Here is a 19,478-nt window from a genome sequence, read left to right as displayed (position 1 = left end):
CATGAAGAACCCGCGACGAATCGGCCGACTGCTGCCGGCCGCCACCGCCCTGGCGCTCGTTCTCGGCGTTCTCGCCCTGGCCGCACCGACCCCTGTCGCGACGGCGGCCGACGAGCCATCGACCCTCAGCAACATCGCGCTCGCCGCCTCGGAGCACGCCCCCGAGGTGACGGTGAGCTACGTGCCGCCGTGGAACTCGGCCGCGGCACTCAACGACGGACGCACGGGCCCCACCGATGACCTCGCGGCGATGTGGGGCACCTGGGGCGCCGATCCCGCTCCGGATGCCGATCTCGCCACCTACACCTGGGACGTCCCGGTCGCGCTGTCCGGTTCGACGCTGTACCTGTGGCAGAACTACGGCGTCCAGGACGGCGGGGTCATGATCCCGGACTCGTGGTCCCTCGAGTACCGCACAGGAGCGGGGGAGTGGGCACCCGTGACGGGTGTCGCCGACTACCCTCTGCCGCCCTTCGACCCCGCATCCCCCGTCACCTCGCTCGCGCCCGTCTCCGTATCGTTCGACGCCGTGACGACGCGCGCGCTGCGCGTGAGTCTGCACCGCCAGGAGTTCGGCGGCATCGCGCGTGCGACGAGCGTCATCGAGTGGGAGGTCGCGGGAGTCGTGGCACCGTCCGACCCCGAGCCGGGCGACGGCGACGGTTACCTGGCGGCGGAGAATGTCGCCGTCCGCACTGTCACCGGCACCGCGCCGATCCTGCCGTCGCGAGTCTGGATCGCGGAGGAGAACCGCCCACTCCGCGATGTCGAGGTCGCCTGGGACGCGGTCGCGCCGACCTCCTATGCCACCGGAGGAACCTTCACCGTCGACGGGACGCCGGCCGGCTACCCCGATCAGCCCGTCACGGCCACGGTGTTCGTCGCCGATCGGCTCTCCGCGACCATCACGGCGGTCGACTACTCCGCGGTCGTCACCGCTCCGGGTATCGCTCCCGTGCTGCCTGACCGGGTGCGCGTCCGTTTCGACGACGACACCGCCGAGAGCGCGGTCCCGGTCATGTGGGCGCCGGTCAGCCCCGCGCAGTACGCGCAGCCCGAGGCGATGTTCGACGTCGTCGGAGCGGTCGACGGCTTCGCGCCCGGCGCCATCGCGACCGTCTTCGTCCTCGCCGCGGTCGAAGACAGCGCACCGCTCGTCAGCATCGACTTCGACACCGCCCCCGAAGGGTCCGGATGGTACGTGAGCGCGCCCCTGGCCGCCGTCACGGTGCAGAAGACGGCATCCGACATCGCCCGCGTCGAGGTCAGCACGGACGGGGGAGCCACGTGGTTGCCGTACACCGCCCCCGTCGCCGTCACGGCGCAGGGCACGGTCAGCATCCTGGCGCGCGCGAGCGCGGTCGACGGCGCGGTGGGCAGCGCATCGGCGACCGTCCGGATCGATACGCGACCGCCGGTCACGGCGACTCGCGTCGACATCGTCGACGGCGCGTCCGCCACGATCACGCTGGAGCCTTCCGACCCGGAACCGGGGTCGGGGGTCTCCCGCACCGTGTGGTCGGACGGCCCCGACAAGGACCCCGCGGGGGCGACCAACAACATGTACGCCACGTACGAGAAGCCGTTCTCCGTCGTGCTCACCGACCAGCCGCGCTACGTGCACGTCCGTTCGCAGGACCTCGCCGGCAACGAGCAGTCCGTCGTCACGATCACACTGCCCGTCCGCACGGCCCCGCCCGTGGCCTCGCCCACGCCGGTGCCACCGGCTTCTCCGCCTGCGGCGCCGACATCGACGGTGGCCCCCGGCGTGACAAGTCTGCCGACGACCGGCGGGTCGTTCGCGGGCGGTGCGCTGATCGGGGGGCTGAGTCTCCTCGCGACAGGCGTGCTCGTCGCGTTCATGGTGAGGCGTCGCCGGCGCTCTCGCTGAGGTCGGGTGGCGGGGGTCAAGATGCCGCGTCCATGCCGAGGCGGGCTCAGACGGCGAACAGCTCGCTGCGGGGAGTGTCGATCAGTGCCGTGATGGGCATCAGCGCCGATCCGAGCGCGACCGTGTCGCCGCCGAAGGACGCCGGGACGATCTCGAACTGGGTGCCCAGGCGCGTCAGGCAGTTGCGCCGCACCGCATCGGCGATCCGTGCGGCTCCGTGCTCCATCAAGCGCATCCCGACCCATCCGCCGACGACGATGCGTTCGGGGTTGGTCAGGTTGACGACGCTTCCCAGCGCCGCGCCGAGCGCCTCCACGACCCCGTCGACGACGTCGCGCGCGTCCGCGTCGCTGTCCGCCGCGGCCAGCAGCGCGCCGATCGCCTGCCACCCCGAGCCCTCGAAGGAGCCGCCGCGGATCTGCCATTCGGCGAGGATCGCGTCGGCGCCGAGGTAGGCCTCGACGCAGCCGTTCTGTCCGCACCGGCAGCGCGCGCCGCCGACCACGATCTTCGTGTGACCCCACTCGCCGGCGCTGCTGAACGCGCCGTGCGCGAGGGCTCCGTCGCTGATCACGCCGAGTCCGACGCCGCGACCGAGGAGGGCCACGACGGCATGGTCGATTCCGCGGGCGGCGCCGTACCAGAGCTCGGCCCGCGCCTGCGTCTTGGCACCGTTCTCCGCGAAGACGGGCAGATCCGCGTCCAGGTCGCGCGGGATCGGCCACGGCTCCCAACCGAGACTCTGGGCGTAGAGCACCTGGGCACCGTCGGGTCCGGTCTCGACCACACCCGGAAGCCCGAGCCCGATGCCGAGGACACGCGGCCACCGCTCCTGATTGCGCGCGCGCAGCGCGGCGATGGCTTCGACGAGATCGCGGTGGATGTCCGGCGGGGTCTCGTCGTGGCCTCCGCCGCGGAACTCGCGATCGACCATCGTCAACGACAGGTCGAAGAGCTCGACGGCGACGCCGCGCTCGCCGACATCGACGCCGATCGCGTAGGCACCTTCGGCGCGGGGCGCGATGAGTGAGATCGGTCGTCCGCCGCGCGAGGAGACCGAGCCGACCTCGGCCAGCAACCCGTCATCGATGAGCTCGGAGGTGATGTTCGCGGCGGATGCCGAAGAGAATCCGCAACGCCGCGCGAGATCGGCCCGGGTCGTCTCGCCCTGCTGCAGCACGAAGCGCAGAGCGGCCGCACGATTCTGCTGACGCAGCGTCGTGACGGTCGCGGAGGCGGGCGCCGCGGAGGCGGCGCCCCGCGCCTGTGCACTCATGGTTCGACGATAGCCCGTCACATGCTCACCTCGAGCCGTCGCACCCGCACGCGCTCCGAGGCGCTGAGTCGGAGGCTGCCCTCGTGCCAGTCCGCCGTCACGGCGTGGGATCGGTCGGCGTCGACCCGCCAGGATGCCGGGCGGGACGAGAACGCGAACGCGAGGCGGTCTCCGGGGGTGATCTCCACGGGAACGTACTCGGCGGCAGCGTAGGCCGCCCCTGCCGTGTGATGCCAGAGGCCCTCTGGCAGCGGGGCGGCCACCTGCTCGGAGATCGAGGTCTCCGCCTCGCCGCCCACCCCGGCCCACGCCGGCAGGTGCAGAGCGGGGCGCGCGAACAGTGCATCGAGAACGGCCGTGCGCACGTCGCAGCGCTCGACGGCGACGGCCGCCAGGAACTCCCGCAGAATCCGCCACGCGTGGTCGGGGTCGAGCTGCGCCGTCGGGTCGGCGATCAGCTCCCAGCTGTCGGGCGCGCGCGCAGACAGCGGCGAGGTGAGAGTGTCGAGCTTCTTCCAGGGCCAGAAGTTCCATCCGATCCCGTGGCGCTCGTACAGGCGCGTCGCCGCATAGATCCACCCGGGCGTGTTCTCGCCGCCTTCGCCCATGTAGATCGGCAGTCCCGCGTCGCGCCGCAACTGGAGGAAGTCGGCGATGCTCGTCTCGTCGGGGGCGCACCAGTAGCGGTGGAACTGCACGGCCTGGTTCTCGTCGAAGCGCACCCGCACCGGGTCGGGGTTGGTCGCCCAGTGGCTGCCTTCGTACATGAGCAGGTGGTTGGGGTCGATCTCGCGGATCGCCGCGGTCAGCTCGCGGTAGAGATCGACGAGCTCGTCCTGGTAGCGGTGCTGCCACTCGTTCGGCAGCGGTTCGTTGAGGAGGTCGTAGCCGAGCACGGTCTCGCTGTCGCGGAAGCGACGGGCGATCTCGCGCCATAGCGCCACCGTCTGCGCGCGGTAGTGCTCCGCCATGAACAGCTCCGGGATGCCGCGCGGCGAATCGTCGATGTTCGTTCCGGTCTGCCCGCCGGGAGCGCCGTGCAGATCGATCAGTACCCGCAGACCGTGGCGCTCCGCCCACTCGACCGCCCGGGCGATCAGTGCGAAGCCGTCCTCTTGGAAGCTCCCGTCATCGGCGATCACGCCGCGCGCGTTGAGAGGTAAGCGGACGTGATCGAACCCCAGCTGCGCGATGAGCGCGAAGTCCCTCTCGGTGACGAACTCGTCCCGGAACCGGCGCCAGAACTCGGCCGCCCGCGCGGTGCCGACCAGCTCGGCGATCCGCGCTTCGATCTGGCGCGGAGAGGCCAGCTCGTCGCCGAAAAGCCACATGTACCCTTCCGCGAGCAGCCAATTGCCGAGTCCCACGCCGCGAAGGAGCAGCGGTCCCTCGTCGTCGACGAGCTCTGTGCCGACGGCGCGGACGAAACCGCGGGGGCGACGGGGTGGTGTCATGGTGTTCCTCACGGGACGGATGCTCATTTCAGACCGGACAGGGCGAAGCCTTGGACGACGTAGCGCTGGAAGACGACGAAGACGATGAGGATGGGCACGACCATCAGCGTCGACGCCGCCATCTGCAGCGACGGGTTGGTGGAGATCTGCTGATTGAGCAGCGAGATTCCCACCGAGAGGGTGTAGAGCCCCTGGTCGTTGGCGATGATCAGCGGCCACAGGAAGCTGTTCCATCCCGCGATGAAGGTGAGCACCACCTGCACGGCCAGGATCGGTCCCGACATGGGCAGGATGATCCGGAAGAAGATGCGCCACTCTCCCGCGCCGTCCATCCGTGCGGCCTCGAGGATCTCCGTCGGGATCGTCGCCATGAACTGACGGAACAGGAACACGGCGAAACCCGACACCAGCATCGGCAGGGCGATGCCGATGAGCGTGTTCGTGAGCTTCATCCCGTTGAGGATGAGGTAGCTCGGGATCATCGTGACCTGGCCGGGGATCATCATCGTCACCAGCACGAGGAAGAACAGGGCATCTCTGCCGGGAAAGGCGAACTTGGCGAAGCCGTAGCCGGCCGCCGCCATCAGCAGCAGGCCCACCATGCAGATGACGACGATCAGCAGGGTGTTCAGGAGGTAGCGCCCGAAGTCCAGCTCGGTGAAGAGCTGGATGAAGTACTGGAGCGTCGGATTGCGCGGCAGCAGCTGCGGGGGGAACGCGACGGACTCGCTGCGCGGCTTGACGGAGGCGAAGATCATCCACAGGAACGGGAACGCGGTGATCAGCGCGCCGACGGTCAGCAGCGCGCCGATCACGATGGTGCCGGTGCGGCCGCGGCGCCGTCCGGCTCGGGTGCCCCGTCGTGCGTCCGACGTCTTCGCGAGGCCCCGTCCGCCGCGGGTGATGAGCTCAGTGGTCGACATCGGACCTCCTCAGGCGCAGCTGGACGATGGTGATCGTCGCGATGATCGCGACGAGGACGACCGAGCCCGCACTGGCGTAGCCGAACTGACTCGACGAGAAACCCTTCTGATACAGGAAGAGCGCGATCGACGTCGACGAACCCAGTGGTCCGCCCTTGGTGAGCACGAAGGGTTCGTCGAAGAACTGCAGCCATGCGATGACGGTGGTGATGGTGACGAAGAAGATGGCGAAGCGCAGCAGGGGGAGCACGATCGAGACGATGCGGCGCAGCCCCGATGCGCCGTCGATCGCCGCCGCCTCCAGGTACTCCTTCGGCACGCCTTGCAGGGCCGCGAGGAAGATGATGACGTTCAGCCCGAGGCCGCGCCATACGGCGACCAGCCCGACGGAGAACTTCACGACCGTGGGGTCGGAGAGCCAGGGAACCGGCGGCAGCCCGACGAGCGAGAGCAGGTAGTTGAACAGGCCGAACTGCGTGTTGTAGAGGTAGCCCCATACGAGAGCCACGGCCACGATCGCGGTGATGGCCGGGACGAAGTAGAACGAGCGCAGCGCGCGGAAGAAGCGGCCCTGCGAGCTGTTGAGCGCGAGCGCGATCGCCAGGGAGAGGACGATCACGCTGGGCACGCCGACGACCGCGAACAGAGCGGTGTTGCCGAGGGCCTGCCAGAAGTCGGGGTCGGCGAACAGCGCCGTGTAGTTGTCGCCGCCGATGAACTGGATCCGCGACCAGTTTCCCAGGCCTGCGAGATTCATGTCGGTGAAGCTCACGAGGAGCGCCACGGCGATGGGCAGGATGCCGAAGACGATGAGCAGGAGCATCGCCGGGGCGATGAACGTATAGGGGACGATGCGGTTCTTCATGGCCTCGTGGCCGGGGGTGCGCGGTGATCGGGTCACCGCGCACCCCCGGAGCTCAGTTCGCGGGGGTCCCCGCGGTGGTCGTGAACAGCGTCTTCAGTGCGTCGTCGCGGTTCGCGCCGGTGAGCACGATCGAGTTGAGCGCGTCGAGCAGCGCCTTGCCCGTCTCGCCGTCCCAGTTCGGCACGAGCGGCAGCAGGCGGGAGGACGCGAGCTGCTTCGTGTAGACCGACACCATGGGGTCGCCCGTCAGCGCGCTGTCGGCGAGCGCCTTCTTCACTGTCGGCAGCTGCCCGTCGGACTGGTACCAGCTCACCTGCACGTCGGGCTGCGAGAGGTAATCGAGCAGCTGAAGTGCGCCGTCCTTGTTCTTCGTGGAGCCCCAGACTCCGAGGTTCGACCCGGCGAGCAGCGACGTGTCCTTCGCTCCGGACGGCACGGTGGTCACGTTCCACTTCCCGGCCAGCTCCGGCGCCGACTGCGAGATGGCGGCCGCAAGGTAGGGACCGCTGACGAGCATCGGCGTGCTTCCCGTGATGAAGCCCTGCGCCTGGTCGAAGTCGCTGTTGGTGGGCACGCTCTTGTCGGCGTAGAGGCCGGTGTACAGGTCGACCGCCTTACCGAACGCGGGCGTATCGAAGTCGATCTTGCCCCGGCTGTCGACGATGTCGCCGCCCTGGTCCCACGTCATGATCACGGGCAGTGCGCTGTCCCATTGGGGGATGTAGTAACCGTACGAGCCGTCACCGCGGCCGGCCAGTGTCTTCGCGTCGGCGCGCAGCTGATCCCAGGTCGCCGGCGGAGTGCTGATACCCGCTGCCTGGAGGATGTCGCTGCGGTAGAAGAGGACGCGCGTGTCCGACACCCACGGCACGGAGACGACCTTGCCCCCGATGGCGGTCGCATCTCCGGCGACGCCGTCGACGAAGTTGGATGCCGCGAGGTTCTCGTGACCCGACAGTGCCGCGTCGTCGAGGGTGAGCAGTGCGCCGCTGTCGGCATAGGTGCGCAGCTTGGAGAGTCCGATCTGCAGCACGTCGGGGCCGTCGCCCGAAGCGACCGCTGTCGTGAACTTCTGGTCGACGCTGTCCCAGGGGATGGCGACGGTCTTCACGTCGATTCCCGTCTTGTCTTCGAACGGCTTGACCAGCGCATCGAAGTGGGCAGAGCTGTCGCCCATGACCCAGACGGTCAGTTCCTTGGCGGCGGTGCCGCCGTCGGCGGGTGCGGATGACGAGCATCCGGCGAGGGTGGCGGCCGTCAGGGCGGCGGTGCCCAGCGCGAGCCAGCGCATTCTCTTCATCGAGAGGTCCTTTCGGGGTGCAGGAGGTGCGGTGTCGAATCGGGATTCGGCGGCGAGAGGACGGGAAGAGACTCCCTCGTCCTTTCTCTACGACTTAGATTAAGGCATGTCCGATTGTCTGGCAAGAGGCGGAGCGGCGAAACGAGCGCAGGGGGCCGCCACGTCGCGACCCCCTGCGCCGATCGTTGTCAGTACGACGAGTAGACCGTCACCTCGTCGATAGACCACCACTGCGGCGCCACGCCCGTCTGAGTGATGCGGATGTACCGCGCGCTGACCGGTGGGATCGAGATCGGACGCTTCCATCCGTAGGCGATGCCCGTGGTGGCTGTCGTCCACGACGAGCCGTCGAGGGAGGTCTCGACGGTGAATCCGCGCGGATAGTCCCACGTCGACGAGCTGTCGGTCTGCACCGTGACCATCGCGACCGTGCGGGTCGAGCCCATGTCGATGCGGTACCACTCCCCGCCCGCCATGGCCTGGCCGCTCTTCCACGATGTGCCGTTGGCGCCATCGATGCCCGCACTCGGCGAGCTGCCCGCCGCGGTCGTGGACGCCGTCGCCGTCCAGCCGGTGTGGCTCAGCGCGGACGGGGCGAACGTCGACAAGCCGCCGGCGTACTTGGCGATGGTGGCGACGAACCGCGCGTTCTGCGTGAAGTTGGCGGTTGCGAACTGCGACAGCTTCGACTGGAAGGTCGCCGCATCGTCACTGTTGATGACCGGCACCGGCTTGCGGTCGTCGTAGTACATGCCCCAGTAGGCGAAGCCGTCCTCGGCCGAGCCCTTGACCTTGTATGACCAGTTCGACCACGACACCTGCGAGGCGTTGAGTCCCGCCATGAACCGTGCCCAGACGTCGTCGTTGTAGTACAGGGAGTATTCGCCGTAGAGGATCGGCACCCCCGGATTCGAGAGCTTCGCAGCCAGTCCGCCCAGTTCGTTCGTGACGAGTTGGTTCTGGGCCGTCCAGTCCTTCGAGTTCGGCATGTCGTACGGGTGGTATTCGTAGACGACGTTCGTCCACCCGTAGGTCGACGGCGGTGCGATCTTGTCCAGGCCGAAGAACGCGCCGAGGAAGATCGCGTGGTCCGCATCGATGGCACGTACGGCGGTGTACAGCCGGTTGTAGTAGTCGCTCTTCTGGGCCACATCGTCGCTGTCTTCGTTGTAGTCGATCAGGGGCTCGTTGATGAGGTCGTAGCCGGCCACCGCGGGATTGCCGTTGTAGCGCGTCGCGATCTTCTTCCAGATGTCCTCCACCCAGTTCTGATAGGTCGCGCTGCCCCAGAACCCGTTGGGGTTGGGTCCGATGCGACCGCACGAGCCCCACGGGCAGCCGCCGCCCGGCACCGTGTGGAGGTCGATGAGGACATAGATTCCGCGCGCCGCGGCTTCGTTCACGACCCAGTCGATCTTCGACCACGGATTCGACTTCCAGGTGCCGTCGAGATTGAGGAACACGTTCCACCCGATCGGCACACGGATGAAGTTCATTCCCGTGGCCTGGATCGCGTCGAGGTCGTTCGCCGTGAACCATGTGTCCTGATGCGTGCCGACGACCGAGGCGGTCGTCGTCGCGCCGAAGCGTGCGGTCATCGTGTTCGTCAGCGAGTAGTCGTCGTTGTAGAGCCCGGCGGTGAGCTCGCCGATCGACCACCAGTTGCCTGCGGAGCCGGTCTGGGTGAGGCGGAAGTACCGTGCTGCCTGAGCCGTGAACCCGATGGTCGACGCCTTCTTGGTTCCCGCCCCGGTTGCGACAGTGCTCCAGGAGGACCCGTCGCGTGAGAGCTGGAGCGTGTACCCGCGCGGCCAGTCGTCCTCGTCGGTGGTGTTCTTCGCGGTGTCGGTCGTGACGTTGTTCAGCGTGATGAGCGCGCCCATGTCCACGGTGACGGCCTGACCCGGCGCCTGGGCCGCACCGGTGGTCCACCGCGTCGAGGTGGTGCCGTCGATCATGTTCGACGGGGAGGCGCCCAGCGAGGAGGTGACGACCCATCCGCCGCGATCGAGGGAGGTTCCGCTCGAGATCGCGACCTCGGCCACCGACCACCACTGCGACGAGGTGCCGTTCGAGGTGATCCGAAGATAGCGACCGTTCTTGGTCCCTTGGAAGTCGGCCTGCACGACGCGATTCGCGCCGTAGCCGCTCGCGACCTTCGTCCAGTTCGCATTGTCGTATGACGTGAAGACGTCGTAGACCCGCGGGTAGTCGTTCGCGGTGGTCGCGCCCGCATCGAACAGGACTTTGTCCATGTCCACGTTGCGCCCGAGATCGATCGTCAACGACTGCCCGGGCACCTGCGGGGCACCGCTCTGCCACACCGTGGAGACGTTGCCGTCGAGCGTCATCTGGGCGTTCGTGCCGGGGGCGTTGGAGGTCGCCGTCGCGGTATGCGTGCCGTTGAACAGGACCGGGTCGCTGTAGAGGTTGATCTCACCGACCGACCACGGGGCGGCCGCGGCGCCGGTCTGTGTCACCCGCACGTAACGCGCGACCTGCGGGGCGAACTTCACCGTCGTGAGACCGTCCGTGCCGGGCTGGGTCGCCACGCTGGTCCAGGTCGAGCCGTTGGACGATGTCTCGATGTTGAGTGCTCGCGGCCACTGGCCCGCGTTGGCGGTGTTGTCGATGGTGAGCCGGTTGAAGAGAGTGGGCGCCCCCAGGTCGAGACGAATCCACTCCCCGCCGGCCTGATTCGCGCCGGTCGTCCACCGGCTGGTTCCCGATCCGTCGAGGGCGTTGGCCGGTGCTCCCGCGGACGCGGTTGCACTCCAGCCGGTGCGGTCGGCGGCGAACTCGCCGAGGGGCGACATCCAGTCCTCCTGGGTGAGCCATCCGCCGATGTTCGTGCCGCGGAGGTTCACCGCGGCGCCGGTCCCCGACGATTTCTTCAGGACGTTGCCGCTGGCTTTGAGGAAGTCGGCGGAGGTGAGGGCGGCGGCATGCGCCGCCGTCACGGGTAGGACGGCAGTGGCCGCCACGGCCGCAGCTGTCACCAGCGCGGCGAGAACACGTCGTTTCACGATCCTCCTTGATCAGTGCGGAGCATGGCTGCGCTCCGTCGCTGGTCAGCATCGCGAGACGACGTCTACTTTGTCAAGGACTTAAAATAAGCCCAGCACTTACTGGGGCTCAGAGTGCGGCGTCCTGCTTGGGGATGAAGACCTTCTTGATGATCAGCAGGATGGAGGCGGTCACGGGAATCGCGACGAGCGCGCCGAGCAGGCCCATGAGCGTCCCCCCGACGAGCGCGCCGATCACGACGAGGGCTCCCGGCACCGCGATGGCCTTGTTCATCACCTTCGGCGTGAGCACGTATGCCTCGAGCTGCATGTAGACCAGATACGCGACGGCGAAGATGAGCGCCGACAGGGGGCTGGCGAAGAGGGCGACCACCGAGGCGATGCCCCAGAACAGCACGGTTCCGACGAGCGGAATGATCGTGAGGCAGAAGGCGACGACCGCCATCAGTGCGGGGAAGGGGAGGCCGAGAACCGTGTACAGGATGAAGCTCACGACCGCGTTGAAGAAGGCGAGCACGACCATGCCGCCCAGGTAGCCGCCGACCGACTCCGTGATCTGCTCGGTCAGATCGGCCGTGAGTGCGCGACTGCGGGCGGGCACCATGCGGTAGAACGCCTGCTTGATCTCCGGCAATGACGCGAGGAAGTACAGGCTCAGCACGATGATGATGATCATCCCGGAGATCGTCGTGCCGATGGAGATGCCGATCTGCAGCACGCCCCCGCCGATCGCCGCCAGATGGCCCGGATCGGTGAGGAACTTCTGCACCTCGGCGACGATCGCGGGCACCTGGTCGCCGAACTGATCACGTGCCCAGTGGTAGAGGTCGGTCTGCTGGAACGACGTCACGAGAGTCGGGACGTCCGTGATGAACTGGGCGATCTGGCGCACCACCGTGGGCACGATGAGCCACAGCACGGCCACGAGCAGCAGCGCCAGGGCGAAGTACACGATCACGATCGCCCAGGCTCTGCCGACGCCGTGCCGCTGCAGGCGCTGCACGACGGGGTTGAGTCCGAGAGCGACGAACAGGGCGAAGGCGACGTAGATCCACACCGTGACCAAGCTGGTGACGGCCATGCCCAGCAGGATCGCCACCAGGCCGCCGAGCGTCAGGAAGAAGCCCACGACGAAGGGGCGGTTCAGGGTCGTCCACACCGCGCGTCCCGTGTGTGAGCGATGCGCAGCAGCCTCGGCCGACACCGCACCGTCGGTCGTTCTCGCCCGGTCGGAGTCCGCCGCGGTCTTCGCCCCACGCCGGAGGGAACGCGGCCGGGACTCGTTGGATGCTGCTGCCATGGTCACACTCTAGGGCTGTCAGCGGATGTCGCTGGGAGAGGCGGTAATGTCGGCGAGGACGAGAGGAAGCCCATGACCGACGCCGCCGTTCACCTGCAGCGCCTGCGTGCCAGCATCGACAACATCGACGCGGCGCTGATCTTCATGCTCGCCGAACGCTTCCGCTGCACGCAGCAGGTCGGGGTGCTCAAAGCGGAGCATCGGATGCCGGCATCCGACCCCGCTCGTGAAGAGCAGCAGATCGCGCGTCTGCGTCGCCTCGCTCTCGAGGCCGACCTCGATCCCGAGTTCGCCGAGAAGTGGTTCAACTTCGTCGTCGCCGAGGTCATCCGACACCACACCGCGGCGGCCGCCGCCGACTGATTCCGGCGCCCGTCCGGCGGCCTCGATGCGTCAGGGGATGGCGCGGCGCAGCGTGAGGAACGACGCGGCACCCAGCACGCACGTCAGCACGGCCAGCACCGCGGTCAGCCCGATCGGCCCCAGGTCGGCGAGCCACGTCCACACCGTCGCCCAGGCATCCATCCGCCCGACGAGCCACAGGGCGGCGATCAGCAGCACCCCCACGCCCGACAGCGTGAGCGTCAGCCCGAGAGCGCCGAAGCGGCGGTAGAGCGTCGCGCCCCAGAACCCGGCCACGAAGAGCACCATCGCCACTACGGCGAAGAAGAGCCCGGCGCCCCCGGGGCCGGCGGTCCACACCCAGTCCAGCGAGAAGAAGTAGCCGTTGACACCCCAGCCGCCCGTGGCGCGTTCGATCGCGCCGCCGACGGCGAAGACGGCGCCCAGCAGGACGGCCGTCACCAGTGCCGCGAGCATCGTGCCGAAGAAGAACTCCCGGCGCGTGATGCTGAGGGCCTGCGAGAACGGGAAGGTGTAGCTCAGCGACATGATGCCCAGGCCGAAGAAATACCAGATCGGAGCCTGGCTTCCGCCGCCGTACTTCGCCCCGCCGTAGGGGATGAGCGCGAAGATCGCGATCGAGAGCACGAGGCTGACGACGAGGATGAGCAGCGGCAGCCATACGAACGTGTACTTGTTGACGAACTGCATCCGGGTGACGGTGAAGACCCGATTCATCGGCGTGCTCCTTCGGCGGTGGTGGCTGCGGCGGCGTTCGCCGTGGCCGAGGATTCGGCATCGTGCTGGGTCAGGCGGACGATCAGCTGCTGCAGAGAGACCGCACCCACCTCGAGCCCGGATGCCGCGAGCTGCGCCCGGTCCTGGATGCCGAGTTCGCCGAGAACCGTCGCGCTGGCCACGCGCCCGAGGCTCTCGCGGTGCAGCACCTCGCGTCCCGCGGTGAAGGCGTCGACGGCGACGGCGTCGCCGATGATCGTCGAGGCCCGGCCGCGGACGGCATCGGTCTCCTCGTCGAGGATGATGCGCCCGCGATCGATGACGATCACCCGTTCGATGAGGTCGGCGACCTCGTCGATGAGGTGACTGGACAGCACGATGGTGCGGGGATGGTCGGCGTAGTCGGCCAGGAGGCGGTCGTAGAAGATCTGGCGCGCGACGGCATCCAGTCCGAGGTAGGGCTCGTCGAAGAACGTCAGCTCGGCGCGCGAGGCGAGTCCGATGATGACACCGACCGCCGACAGCTGCCCGCGGGAGAGCTTCTTGATCCGCGTCTTCATGGGCAGCTGGAACGCATCGATGAGCTCGTCCGCGAGATCCTGATTCCAGTGCGGGAAGAACATCGCCGCCATCCGGAAGGCGTGGACGGGTCGGGCGTCGTCGGGATAGCGCTGACTCTCGCGCACGAAGCAGATCCGGCCCAGCACGCGGCTGTTCTCGTACGGGTTCTCGCCGAAGACGCTGACCTCGCCGCTCGTCGCGAAGTTCTGGGCGGTCAGGATCGACATCAGGGTTGTCTTGCCGGCGCCGTTGCGGCCCAGCAGGCCGTAGATGACGTTGGCTTCGAGCGTCAGCGACACCCCATCCAGGGCGGCGGCGTTCCTATAGCGCTTGACGAGATCGGTCACCTGGACGACGGTCATCGGGCGCCTCCTTCCGTGGTCGATGTGATGTGGGCGGCCGCGCGGTCGCGGACCATCGTGGCGAGTTCGTCGGCACTGAGGCCGAGCGTGTGAGCTTCTGCGAGCAGAGGCTCGATGAACCGGGCGGCGAAGGCGGCACGCCGCTCGGCCCGCAGGCTCTCGCGGGCACCGACGGCCACGAACATGCCGATTCCACGGCGCTTGACGAGCACGCCCTTCTCCACGAGCATGTTCACTCCTTTCGCGGCCGTGGCCGGGTTGATGCGGTAGAACGCCGCCAGTTCGTTGGTCGACGGCGCGCGTGTGTCTTCGGGGAGGCTCCCGTCCACGATGGAGTCCTCGACGCTCTCGGCGATCTGCACGAAGAGCGCTCGTCCCTCATCGATCACGTGGCCTCCCGGCATCCAGTGAATTGGTTAGTTACTTGACTAAGTAACCACATAACGCTGGCGACGTCAAGCGCTGCCGGAGCGCCGCGGTCTCCGCGTGCGCGCGATAGCGAGAAGTCGGCGGCGCGTCCAATTTGCGTGCGCATTCACCCGGATGAAACGGTGGTGGCGGCCCCACGCGGGGTCGACCCCCAGACCAGTCCGCGACCGCTGTCGTGCCCGTTGGCACCGGCGGACGTAAGGTCGGCGGCCTGTGCCCGGATCCGATGTCCGGTGCCGAGCGCTCTGCCCGAGCGCGAGTGGCCGTCACCCGGGCGTGACCGATGCAGCCTGTGCACCGGGCTGCCGAGGTGTTCTGTGACCGACGCTGTTTCCGCTGCGCCCCTCTTGGAGGCGCGGCATCTGTTCAAAGTCTTCGGGCGCGATCCGAAGGATGCCGTGGCGCGCCTGCGCGCGGGTCACTCCCGCGCCGACGTGGCCGATGCCGGCACCGCGGCCGTGGTGGACGCGAGCTTCACGGTGAACCGTGGCGAGATCTTCGTCATCATGGGGTTGTCCGGGTCGGGCAAGTCCACGATCATCCGCATGCTCAACGGCCTGCTGACCCCCACCGCCGGCGAGGTGACCATCGCCGGCCGCAACGTCACCACGGCCTCGCCGGCACAGCTGCGCACCATCCGCCGCGAGTCGGTGTCGATGGTGTTCCAGCACTTCGCCCTGCTGCCGCACCTGAGCGTGCTCGACAACGCGGCGTACGCGCTGGAGATCCAGGGCGTCGGCAAGACCGAGCGCCGCGAACGTGCGCGTGACATCCTCGGGCGCGTGGGCCTCGGCGATCGCGCCGATGCGCTTCCCGACCAGCTCTCCGGCGGCATGCGTCAGCGGGTCGGCATCGCGCGCGCCCTGACGGCCGGCACCGACATCCTGCTGATGGACGAGGCCTTCTCGGCGCTCGACCCGCTCATCCGCCGCGAGATGCAGGAGCAGCTGGTGGAGCTGCAGCGCGAGCTCGGCCGCACGATCGTGTTCATCACGCACGACCTCAACGAGGCGATGTTCCTCGGCGACCGCATCGCCGTGATGCGTGACGGTCGCATCGTGCAGAACGGCACACCGGAAGAGATCCTGACCGATCCCGCCAACGACTACGTGGCGCAGTTCGTTCAGGACGTCGACCGGGCGCGCGTGCTCACGGCATCCGCCGTCATGGAGCCGCCGTCGCTGTCGACGCCGATCACGGCGGGCGTGCGCGGGGCACTGCGCACGATGCGTGAGAACCAGGCCGGTGCCGTGTTCGCGACCGAGAACCGCCGCCTCGTGGGCGTGGTCACCGACCGGGCCGTGATCCGAGCGGTGAAGTCGGGCGAGAGCGACCTGCGGCGCATCGTCGACACCCGCGTGCCGACGGTCGGTCCCGACGACCTGCTCACCGACATCGTCGAGACCGCCGTGGAGGCGTCCGTTCCCCTGGCCGTCGTCGACGATCAGGGACGCCTGCGTGGAGTGATCCCGCGCATCACACTGCTCGCCGCTCTCGGCAACGTTCCGGCGACGACGCGCGAGATGGCGGTCGTGCAGACCCCGCTGGAGATGGTGGCCGAGTTCACGCCGCTGGTGGATGCCGCGACGGAGGGAGAGCGCTGATGGACGGGTTCCGCATTCCGGTGGGCCAGTGGGCCGAGACGGTCGTCGATGTCGTCGGCGACGCGCTGCGCGGACTGTTCGACGCGGTGGCGCTCGTTCTGGGCGCCGTCTACGACGCGGTGGACGCCGTGCTCATGGCGCCGCCGTTCTGGCTGCTGATCGTCGTGCTCGCCGCGGCGGCGTTCGCCGTGAGCGGCTGGCGCCTGGCGCTGGGCACCGCCCTCGGCCTGCTCGTGATCGTGGGCGTCGATCAGTGGGACAACGCGATGGACACCCTCGCCCTGGTCATCGTCGCGGCGCTCGTCGCGATCGTGATCGCGATCCCCGTCGGCATCTGGGCCGCCCGCAGCGACGCCGTCTCGCGCATCGTGCGCCCCGTGCTCGACTTCCTGCAGACGATGCCCGCCTTCGTCTACCTCATCCCCGCGATCATCTTCTTCGGCGTCGGGGCGGTGCCGGGCATGATCGCGACGATCCTCTTCGCGATCGCCCCCGGCGTGCGGCTGACCGAACTCGGCATCCGGGGCGTCGACAGCGAGGTCGTGGAGGCGGGGTACGCGTTCGGGGCTTCGCCGGCGCGTGTGCTGCGGCAGATTCAGATCCCGCTGGCGCTGCCGTCGATCATGGCCGGCGTCAACCAGGTGATCATGCTGAGTCTCTCGATGGTCGTCATCGCGGGCATGGTCGGCGCCGGCGGACTCGGCGGCGAGATCGTTCGCGCCATCGGGCGCATCAACGTGGGCCTGGGCTTCGAAGCCGGCCTGTCGGTCGTCATGATCGCGATGATCCTCGACCGTCTGACTTCGGCGCTGGGCCGGCCTCGTGCCCCGCGCCGGGCGGGCGCGGTTCGCCGCACCCGCAACGGCGGGTCGACGGCCCGCCCCAGCCGCGGAGAGTCCGCGGCTGACACCGACCGATCCGCGGACAGCACGCGGATGGAGAGGACGTCAGCATGAACAAGACCAAGAGCATCCTGGGCGGTATCGCCCTGAGCGCCGCCGCAGCGCTCACCCTGAGCGGCTGTGCCGGCGGCACGGGAGGCGCGGGCGGTTCCGACGCGAAGTCGATCGAGATCGCCGTGTTCAACGGGTGGGACGAGGGCATCGCCGCGTCGTACCTGTGGCAGTCGATCCTCGAGGACAAGGGCTATGACGTGAAGCTCACGTTCGCCGACGTCGCGCCCGTCTACCAGGGCCTCGCTCGCGGCGACTTCGACCTCGTGCTGGACACCTGGCTGCCCACCACGCACGCCGACTACATGGAGCGCTACGGCGACAAGGTCGACGACCTCGGGGCCTGGAACGACGACGCGCGACTCACCGTCGCCGTCAACGCCGACGCGCCGATCGACTCGCTCGATCAGCTGGCCGCGGCATCCGACCAGTTCGGCGGTCGCATCGTCGGCATCGAACCGGGCTCGGGGCTCATGCGCATCACCGGCGACGATGTCGTTCCCGGCTACGGGCTCGAGGGGATGGAACTCGTGGAGTCGTCCACGCCGGCCATGCTCGCCGAGCTCAAGAAGGCGACGGATGCCGGGCAGAACATCGCGGTGACGCTGTGGCGGCCGCACTGGGCGTACAACGCGTTCCCGGTGAAGGACCTCGCCGACCCGAAGGGCCTGCTGGGCGATGCCGAGAGCATCCACTCGGTGGCGGCGAGCTCGTTCGCGAAGGACCACCCCGAGGTGCACGGCTGGATCTCGAACTTCACGATGCCCACCGACACGCTCGCCTCGCTCGAGAACGCGATGTTCAACGAGTACAGCGGTGACGACTACGCGCCGGTGATCAAGAAGTGGATCGCCGAGAATCAGGAGTGGGTCGACAGCCTCACGTCCTGACGATCGCGGTCAGGAACGGGGTCCGGCGTCTGCCGGGCCCCGTTCGTCGTCGGGGGTGGGCTGCGGACGCTCGAGCTGCAGGGCGACCTTGGTCTCGAGGCGCTCGACGGCCTCGTCGGAGAGGGCCAGCAGGCCGTCGACCTCCTCCCGCACCCGGCGATAGGCGACCTGACGCTCCGCCGGGGTCGCGGACTGGTCGAGCGCGACGGCCAGCAGTTGCTGCGCCGTGGCCAGACGCTTGCGCTCGGCATCGCTGAACTGGGAGTCACGCACGCGCCGGGCGTCACGCTCGGCGAGATCGAACGCGACCTCGTAATCGGTGACGGCGCCGCGGTACTCGGCGACCTGTTCCGCGCTGACCCGCGCATCCGCCGACGCCGGGCGCAGCCGGTCGGCGATCTTCTTGGCGCGCAGGAACGCGGCGGTCAGGGGCTGCCGCCCGTCGCTCATGGTGGGAAAGGCGATCATGCGAGCGACGTCGAGCTCGTACTCCAGCCAGCGCGCGGTGACGTCGTCGTGCACCGCGAAGAGTTTCTCGAGCTGGTCGGGCAGCGGTGACGGCTTCGTGATCGGTTGTGGTTCGCCGGCGCCCGTGACCCGTGTGGACGCGGTGATTGTCTTCAGCTCGGCCTTCGCCCGCATGACCTCGAGCCGGCGCGCGTGGCGGCGCTGCGCCAGCACGTCCCAGCGGCGCACGAAGCCGCCGGCGATGCCCATGAGGGGAAACACCAGCCACCAGTAGTGCTGCGCGAACTCCCAGAACTGATCCACGGGCTTACCTTACGCGCGGGGTCGACCGGGCACGGGCCACACGCGACGAGCCCCGCCCCCGCTCTCGTCGTCGTCGGGTCCCGGCTCTCCCCGCCCCGGCATCGGCGGTTCACCCGGATGCCGGGAGCCGGGCGGCGTGCGTGCCGACACCACGCGGGCCAGCGCCTCGGTTCCGCGCGCGAGGGCCGTCTGCGTCAGGCTCTGCGCGATGATCGTCCACTGGTCCCGCACCGGCGTGCCCGTGATCCCGGCATCCGGGTCTCCGGGCTGGGGGCGCGGGGGAGCGTCGCCCGCGGCGCGCGCCTGCTTCCACGCCTCGGCCTCGGCGACGGCGAAGGCTCGTTCGGCTGCCGCCACCGCATCTCGGTATGCGGTGAACTGCGCGGGAGTGACGCGGGCGTGCGGGGAGCTCGGACGAAGCTCCCGGGCCGCCTTGTCGGCCGCGAGGAAAGCGGCGGTCGCCGGTTGGCGCGCGTCGGTCATCGCGGGGAAGGCGATGAGCCGCGCCGGGTCGGTCTCATAGGTCATCCACCGCGCGATGATCTCGTCGTGTGCGGCCATCACGCGAGTGACCGGCAGGCGGCTGTCGTCTCCGGCCGCCGGCAGCGCCGCGCGCGCGGCGACCACATGCGCCCGCCGCGACCGTGCAGTCGCGCTCGCCACACGGACCTCGTCGGTGGCGCGGTCGAGCTGCCGCCGCGCCGCGGCGACGTCTCCGGGGCTCGCGCGACCGATCGCACGCTCGGGCTGGAGACGGTCCAGCTTCGCGCGTGCCACCCGCAACGCGGCGCGG

The 19,478-nt window shown here is 68.8% G+C and carries 17 protein-coding genes; 5 read left to right on the top strand and 12 right to left on the bottom strand.

Features of this window, described 5'->3' with window-relative positions; translation table 11 throughout:
- The first annotated feature begins 1 nt into the window (after window position 1).
- Window positions 2-1,891, top strand: coding sequence for an Ig-like domain-containing protein (locus I5I_RS10705; protein ID WP_187289939.1), 1,890 nt, complete (start codon window positions 2-4; stop codon window positions 1,889-1,891).
- Window positions 1,892-1,937: 46 nt separating this feature from the next.
- Here the strand turns inward: I5I_RS10705 and I5I_RS10700 are convergent, their stop codons facing one another.
- The 7 genes from I5I_RS10700 to I5I_RS10670 all read right to left on the bottom strand — a co-directional run bounded on the left by I5I_RS10700 (window position 1,938) and on the right by I5I_RS10670 (window position 12,035).
- Window positions 1,938-3,167, bottom strand: a complete 1,230-nt coding sequence (locus I5I_RS10700) for an ROK family transcriptional regulator (protein WP_036319359.1) — start codon at window positions 3,165-3,167, stop codon at window positions 1,938-1,940.
- A gap of 17 nt (window positions 3,168-3,184) precedes the next feature.
- Complete coding sequence (locus I5I_RS10695) at window positions 3,185-4,621, bottom strand: glycoside hydrolase family 5 protein (RefSeq protein ID WP_036319388.1); 1,437 nt, start codon at window positions 4,619-4,621, stop codon at window positions 3,185-3,187.
- Window positions 4,622-4,644: 23 nt separating this feature from the next.
- A complete protein-coding gene (locus tag I5I_RS10690) occupies window positions 4,645-5,544 on the bottom strand; it encodes a carbohydrate ABC transporter permease (RefSeq protein WP_036319356.1) in 900 nt (299 codons plus the stop codon).
- Window positions 5,531-6,445, bottom strand: a complete 915-nt coding sequence (locus I5I_RS10685; protein ID WP_239640092.1) for a carbohydrate ABC transporter permease — start codon at window positions 6,443-6,445, stop codon at window positions 5,531-5,533. Before I5I_RS10685 ends, I5I_RS10690 begins: the two co-directional genes overlap by 14 nt.
- A 16-nt stretch (window positions 6,446-6,461) precedes the next feature.
- On the bottom strand, window positions 6,462-7,709 hold the full coding sequence (locus tag I5I_RS10680) for an extracellular solute-binding protein (protein WP_239640091.1): 1,248 nt from the start codon (window positions 7,707-7,709) through the stop codon (window positions 6,462-6,464).
- 188 nt (window positions 7,710-7,897) lie between these two features.
- Window positions 7,898-10,735, bottom strand: coding sequence for a discoidin domain-containing protein (locus tag I5I_RS10675; protein WP_036319349.1), 2,838 nt, complete (start codon window positions 10,733-10,735; stop codon window positions 7,898-7,900).
- Window positions 10,736-10,844: 109 nt separating this feature from the next.
- Window positions 10,845-12,035 carry an AI-2E family transporter gene (locus tag I5I_RS10670; RefSeq protein WP_036319346.1) on the bottom strand — a complete coding sequence of 397 codons (1,191 nt, stop codon included), beginning with the start codon at window positions 12,033-12,035 and terminating at the stop codon, window positions 10,845-10,847.
- Window positions 12,036-12,107: 72 nt separating this feature from the next.
- On the opposite strand from I5I_RS10670, the gene I5I_RS10665 reads away from it, so the two are divergent.
- Window positions 12,108-12,398, top strand: coding sequence for a chorismate mutase (locus I5I_RS10665; RefSeq protein ID WP_036288797.1), 291 nt, complete (start codon window positions 12,108-12,110; stop codon window positions 12,396-12,398).
- A gap of 30 nt (window positions 12,399-12,428) precedes the next feature.
- Here I5I_RS10665 and I5I_RS10660 read toward each other — a convergent pair whose 3' ends face one another.
- From I5I_RS10660 to I5I_RS10650, 3 genes are read right to left on the bottom strand one after another with little or no spacing between them, the layout of a single operon-like run.
- Window positions 12,429-13,115, bottom strand: a complete 687-nt coding sequence (locus tag I5I_RS10660; RefSeq protein WP_036319343.1) for a hypothetical protein — start codon at window positions 13,113-13,115, stop codon at window positions 12,429-12,431.
- Window positions 13,112-14,038, bottom strand: coding sequence for an ABC transporter ATP-binding protein (locus I5I_RS10655; RefSeq protein ID WP_036319341.1), 927 nt, complete (start codon window positions 14,036-14,038; stop codon window positions 13,112-13,114). Before I5I_RS10655 ends, I5I_RS10660 begins: the two co-directional genes overlap by 4 nt.
- The gene (locus tag I5I_RS10650; protein ID WP_036319338.1) at window positions 14,035-14,427 is read right to left on the bottom strand and encodes a GntR family transcriptional regulator; all 393 of its coding nucleotides are present in this window, start codon (window positions 14,425-14,427) and stop codon (window positions 14,035-14,037) included. The genes I5I_RS10655 and I5I_RS10650 overlap by 4 nt, the downstream gene beginning before the upstream one ends.
- A gap of 357 nt (window positions 14,428-14,784) precedes the next feature.
- Here I5I_RS10650 and I5I_RS10645 point away from each other — a divergent pair, with 357 nt between their 5' ends.
- The 3 genes from I5I_RS10645 to I5I_RS10635 are packed head-to-tail and all read left to right on the top strand — an operon-like array spanning window position 14,785 to window position 17,914.
- Entirely contained in the window at window positions 14,785-16,071 is a 1,287-nt protein-coding gene (locus I5I_RS10645; protein ID WP_051039582.1) for a quaternary amine ABC transporter ATP-binding protein, read from the top strand.
- Entirely contained in the window at window positions 16,071-17,027 is a 957-nt protein-coding gene (locus I5I_RS10640) for an ABC transporter permease (protein WP_036319335.1), read from the top strand. Before I5I_RS10645 ends, I5I_RS10640 begins: the two co-directional genes overlap by 1 nt.
- Window positions 17,024-17,914: a glycine betaine ABC transporter substrate-binding protein gene (locus I5I_RS10635; protein WP_036319332.1), complete on the top strand. Its 891-nt coding sequence runs from the start codon at window positions 17,024-17,026 to the stop codon at window positions 17,912-17,914. Before I5I_RS10640 ends, I5I_RS10635 begins: the two co-directional genes overlap by 4 nt.
- A gap of 9 nt (window positions 17,915-17,923) precedes the next feature.
- Here I5I_RS10635 and I5I_RS10630 read toward each other — a convergent pair whose 3' ends face one another.
- Entirely contained in the window at window positions 17,924-18,685 is a 762-nt protein-coding gene (locus I5I_RS10630; protein ID WP_036319329.1) for a hypothetical protein, read from the bottom strand.
- 9 nt (window positions 18,686-18,694) lie between these two features.
- Window positions 18,695-19,478, bottom strand: a 784-nt coding sequence (locus I5I_RS10625) for a hypothetical protein (RefSeq protein ID WP_036319325.1), incomplete at its 5' end; no start/stop codon positions are given.

The sequence above is a fragment of the Microbacterium sp. B24 genome, from assembly GCF_000333415.1.
GTDB lineage: Bacteria > Actinomycetota > Actinomycetes > Actinomycetales > Microbacteriaceae > Microbacterium.
Note: the sequence above shows the minus strand (reverse complement) of the source record. Positions and strands in the feature narration are given on the sequence as shown.

Excerpts from the sequence above, each read along its gene's own strand:
- I5I_RS10705 (WP_187289939.1), top strand. The coding sequence starts at position 2 with ATGAAGAACCCGCGACGAATCGGCCGACTGCTGCCGGCCGCCACCGCC.
- I5I_RS10700 (WP_036319359.1), bottom strand. The coding sequence starts at position 3,167 with ATGAGTGCACAGGCGCGGGGCGCCGCCTCCGCGGCGCCCGCCTCCGCG.
- I5I_RS10695 (WP_036319388.1), bottom strand. The coding sequence starts at position 4,621 with ATGACACCACCCCGTCGCCCCCGCGGTTTCGTCCGCGCCGTCGGCACA.
- I5I_RS10690 (WP_036319356.1), bottom strand. The coding sequence starts at position 5,544 with ATGTCGACCACTGAGCTCATCACCCGCGGCGGACGGGGCCTCGCGAAG.
- I5I_RS10680 (WP_239640091.1), bottom strand. The coding sequence starts at position 7,709 with ATGAAGAGAATGCGCTGGCTCGCGCTGGGCACCGCCGCCCTGACGGCC.
- I5I_RS10670 (WP_036319346.1), bottom strand. The coding sequence starts at position 12,035 with ATGGCAGCAGCATCCAACGAGTCCCGGCCGCGTTCCCTCCGGCGTGGG.
- I5I_RS10665 (WP_036288797.1), top strand. The coding sequence starts at position 12,108 with ATGACCGACGCCGCCGTTCACCTGCAGCGCCTGCGTGCCAGCATCGAC.
- I5I_RS10660 (WP_036319343.1), bottom strand. The coding sequence starts at position 13,115 with ATGAATCGGGTCTTCACCGTCACCCGGATGCAGTTCGTCAACAAGTAC.
- I5I_RS10655 (WP_036319341.1), bottom strand. The coding sequence starts at position 14,038 with ATGACCGTCGTCCAGGTGACCGATCTCGTCAAGCGCTATAGGAACGCC.
- I5I_RS10640 (WP_036319335.1), top strand. The coding sequence starts at position 16,071 with ATGGACGGGTTCCGCATTCCGGTGGGCCAGTGGGCCGAGACGGTCGTC.
- I5I_RS10635 (WP_036319332.1), top strand. The coding sequence starts at position 17,024 with ATGAACAAGACCAAGAGCATCCTGGGCGGTATCGCCCTGAGCGCCGCC.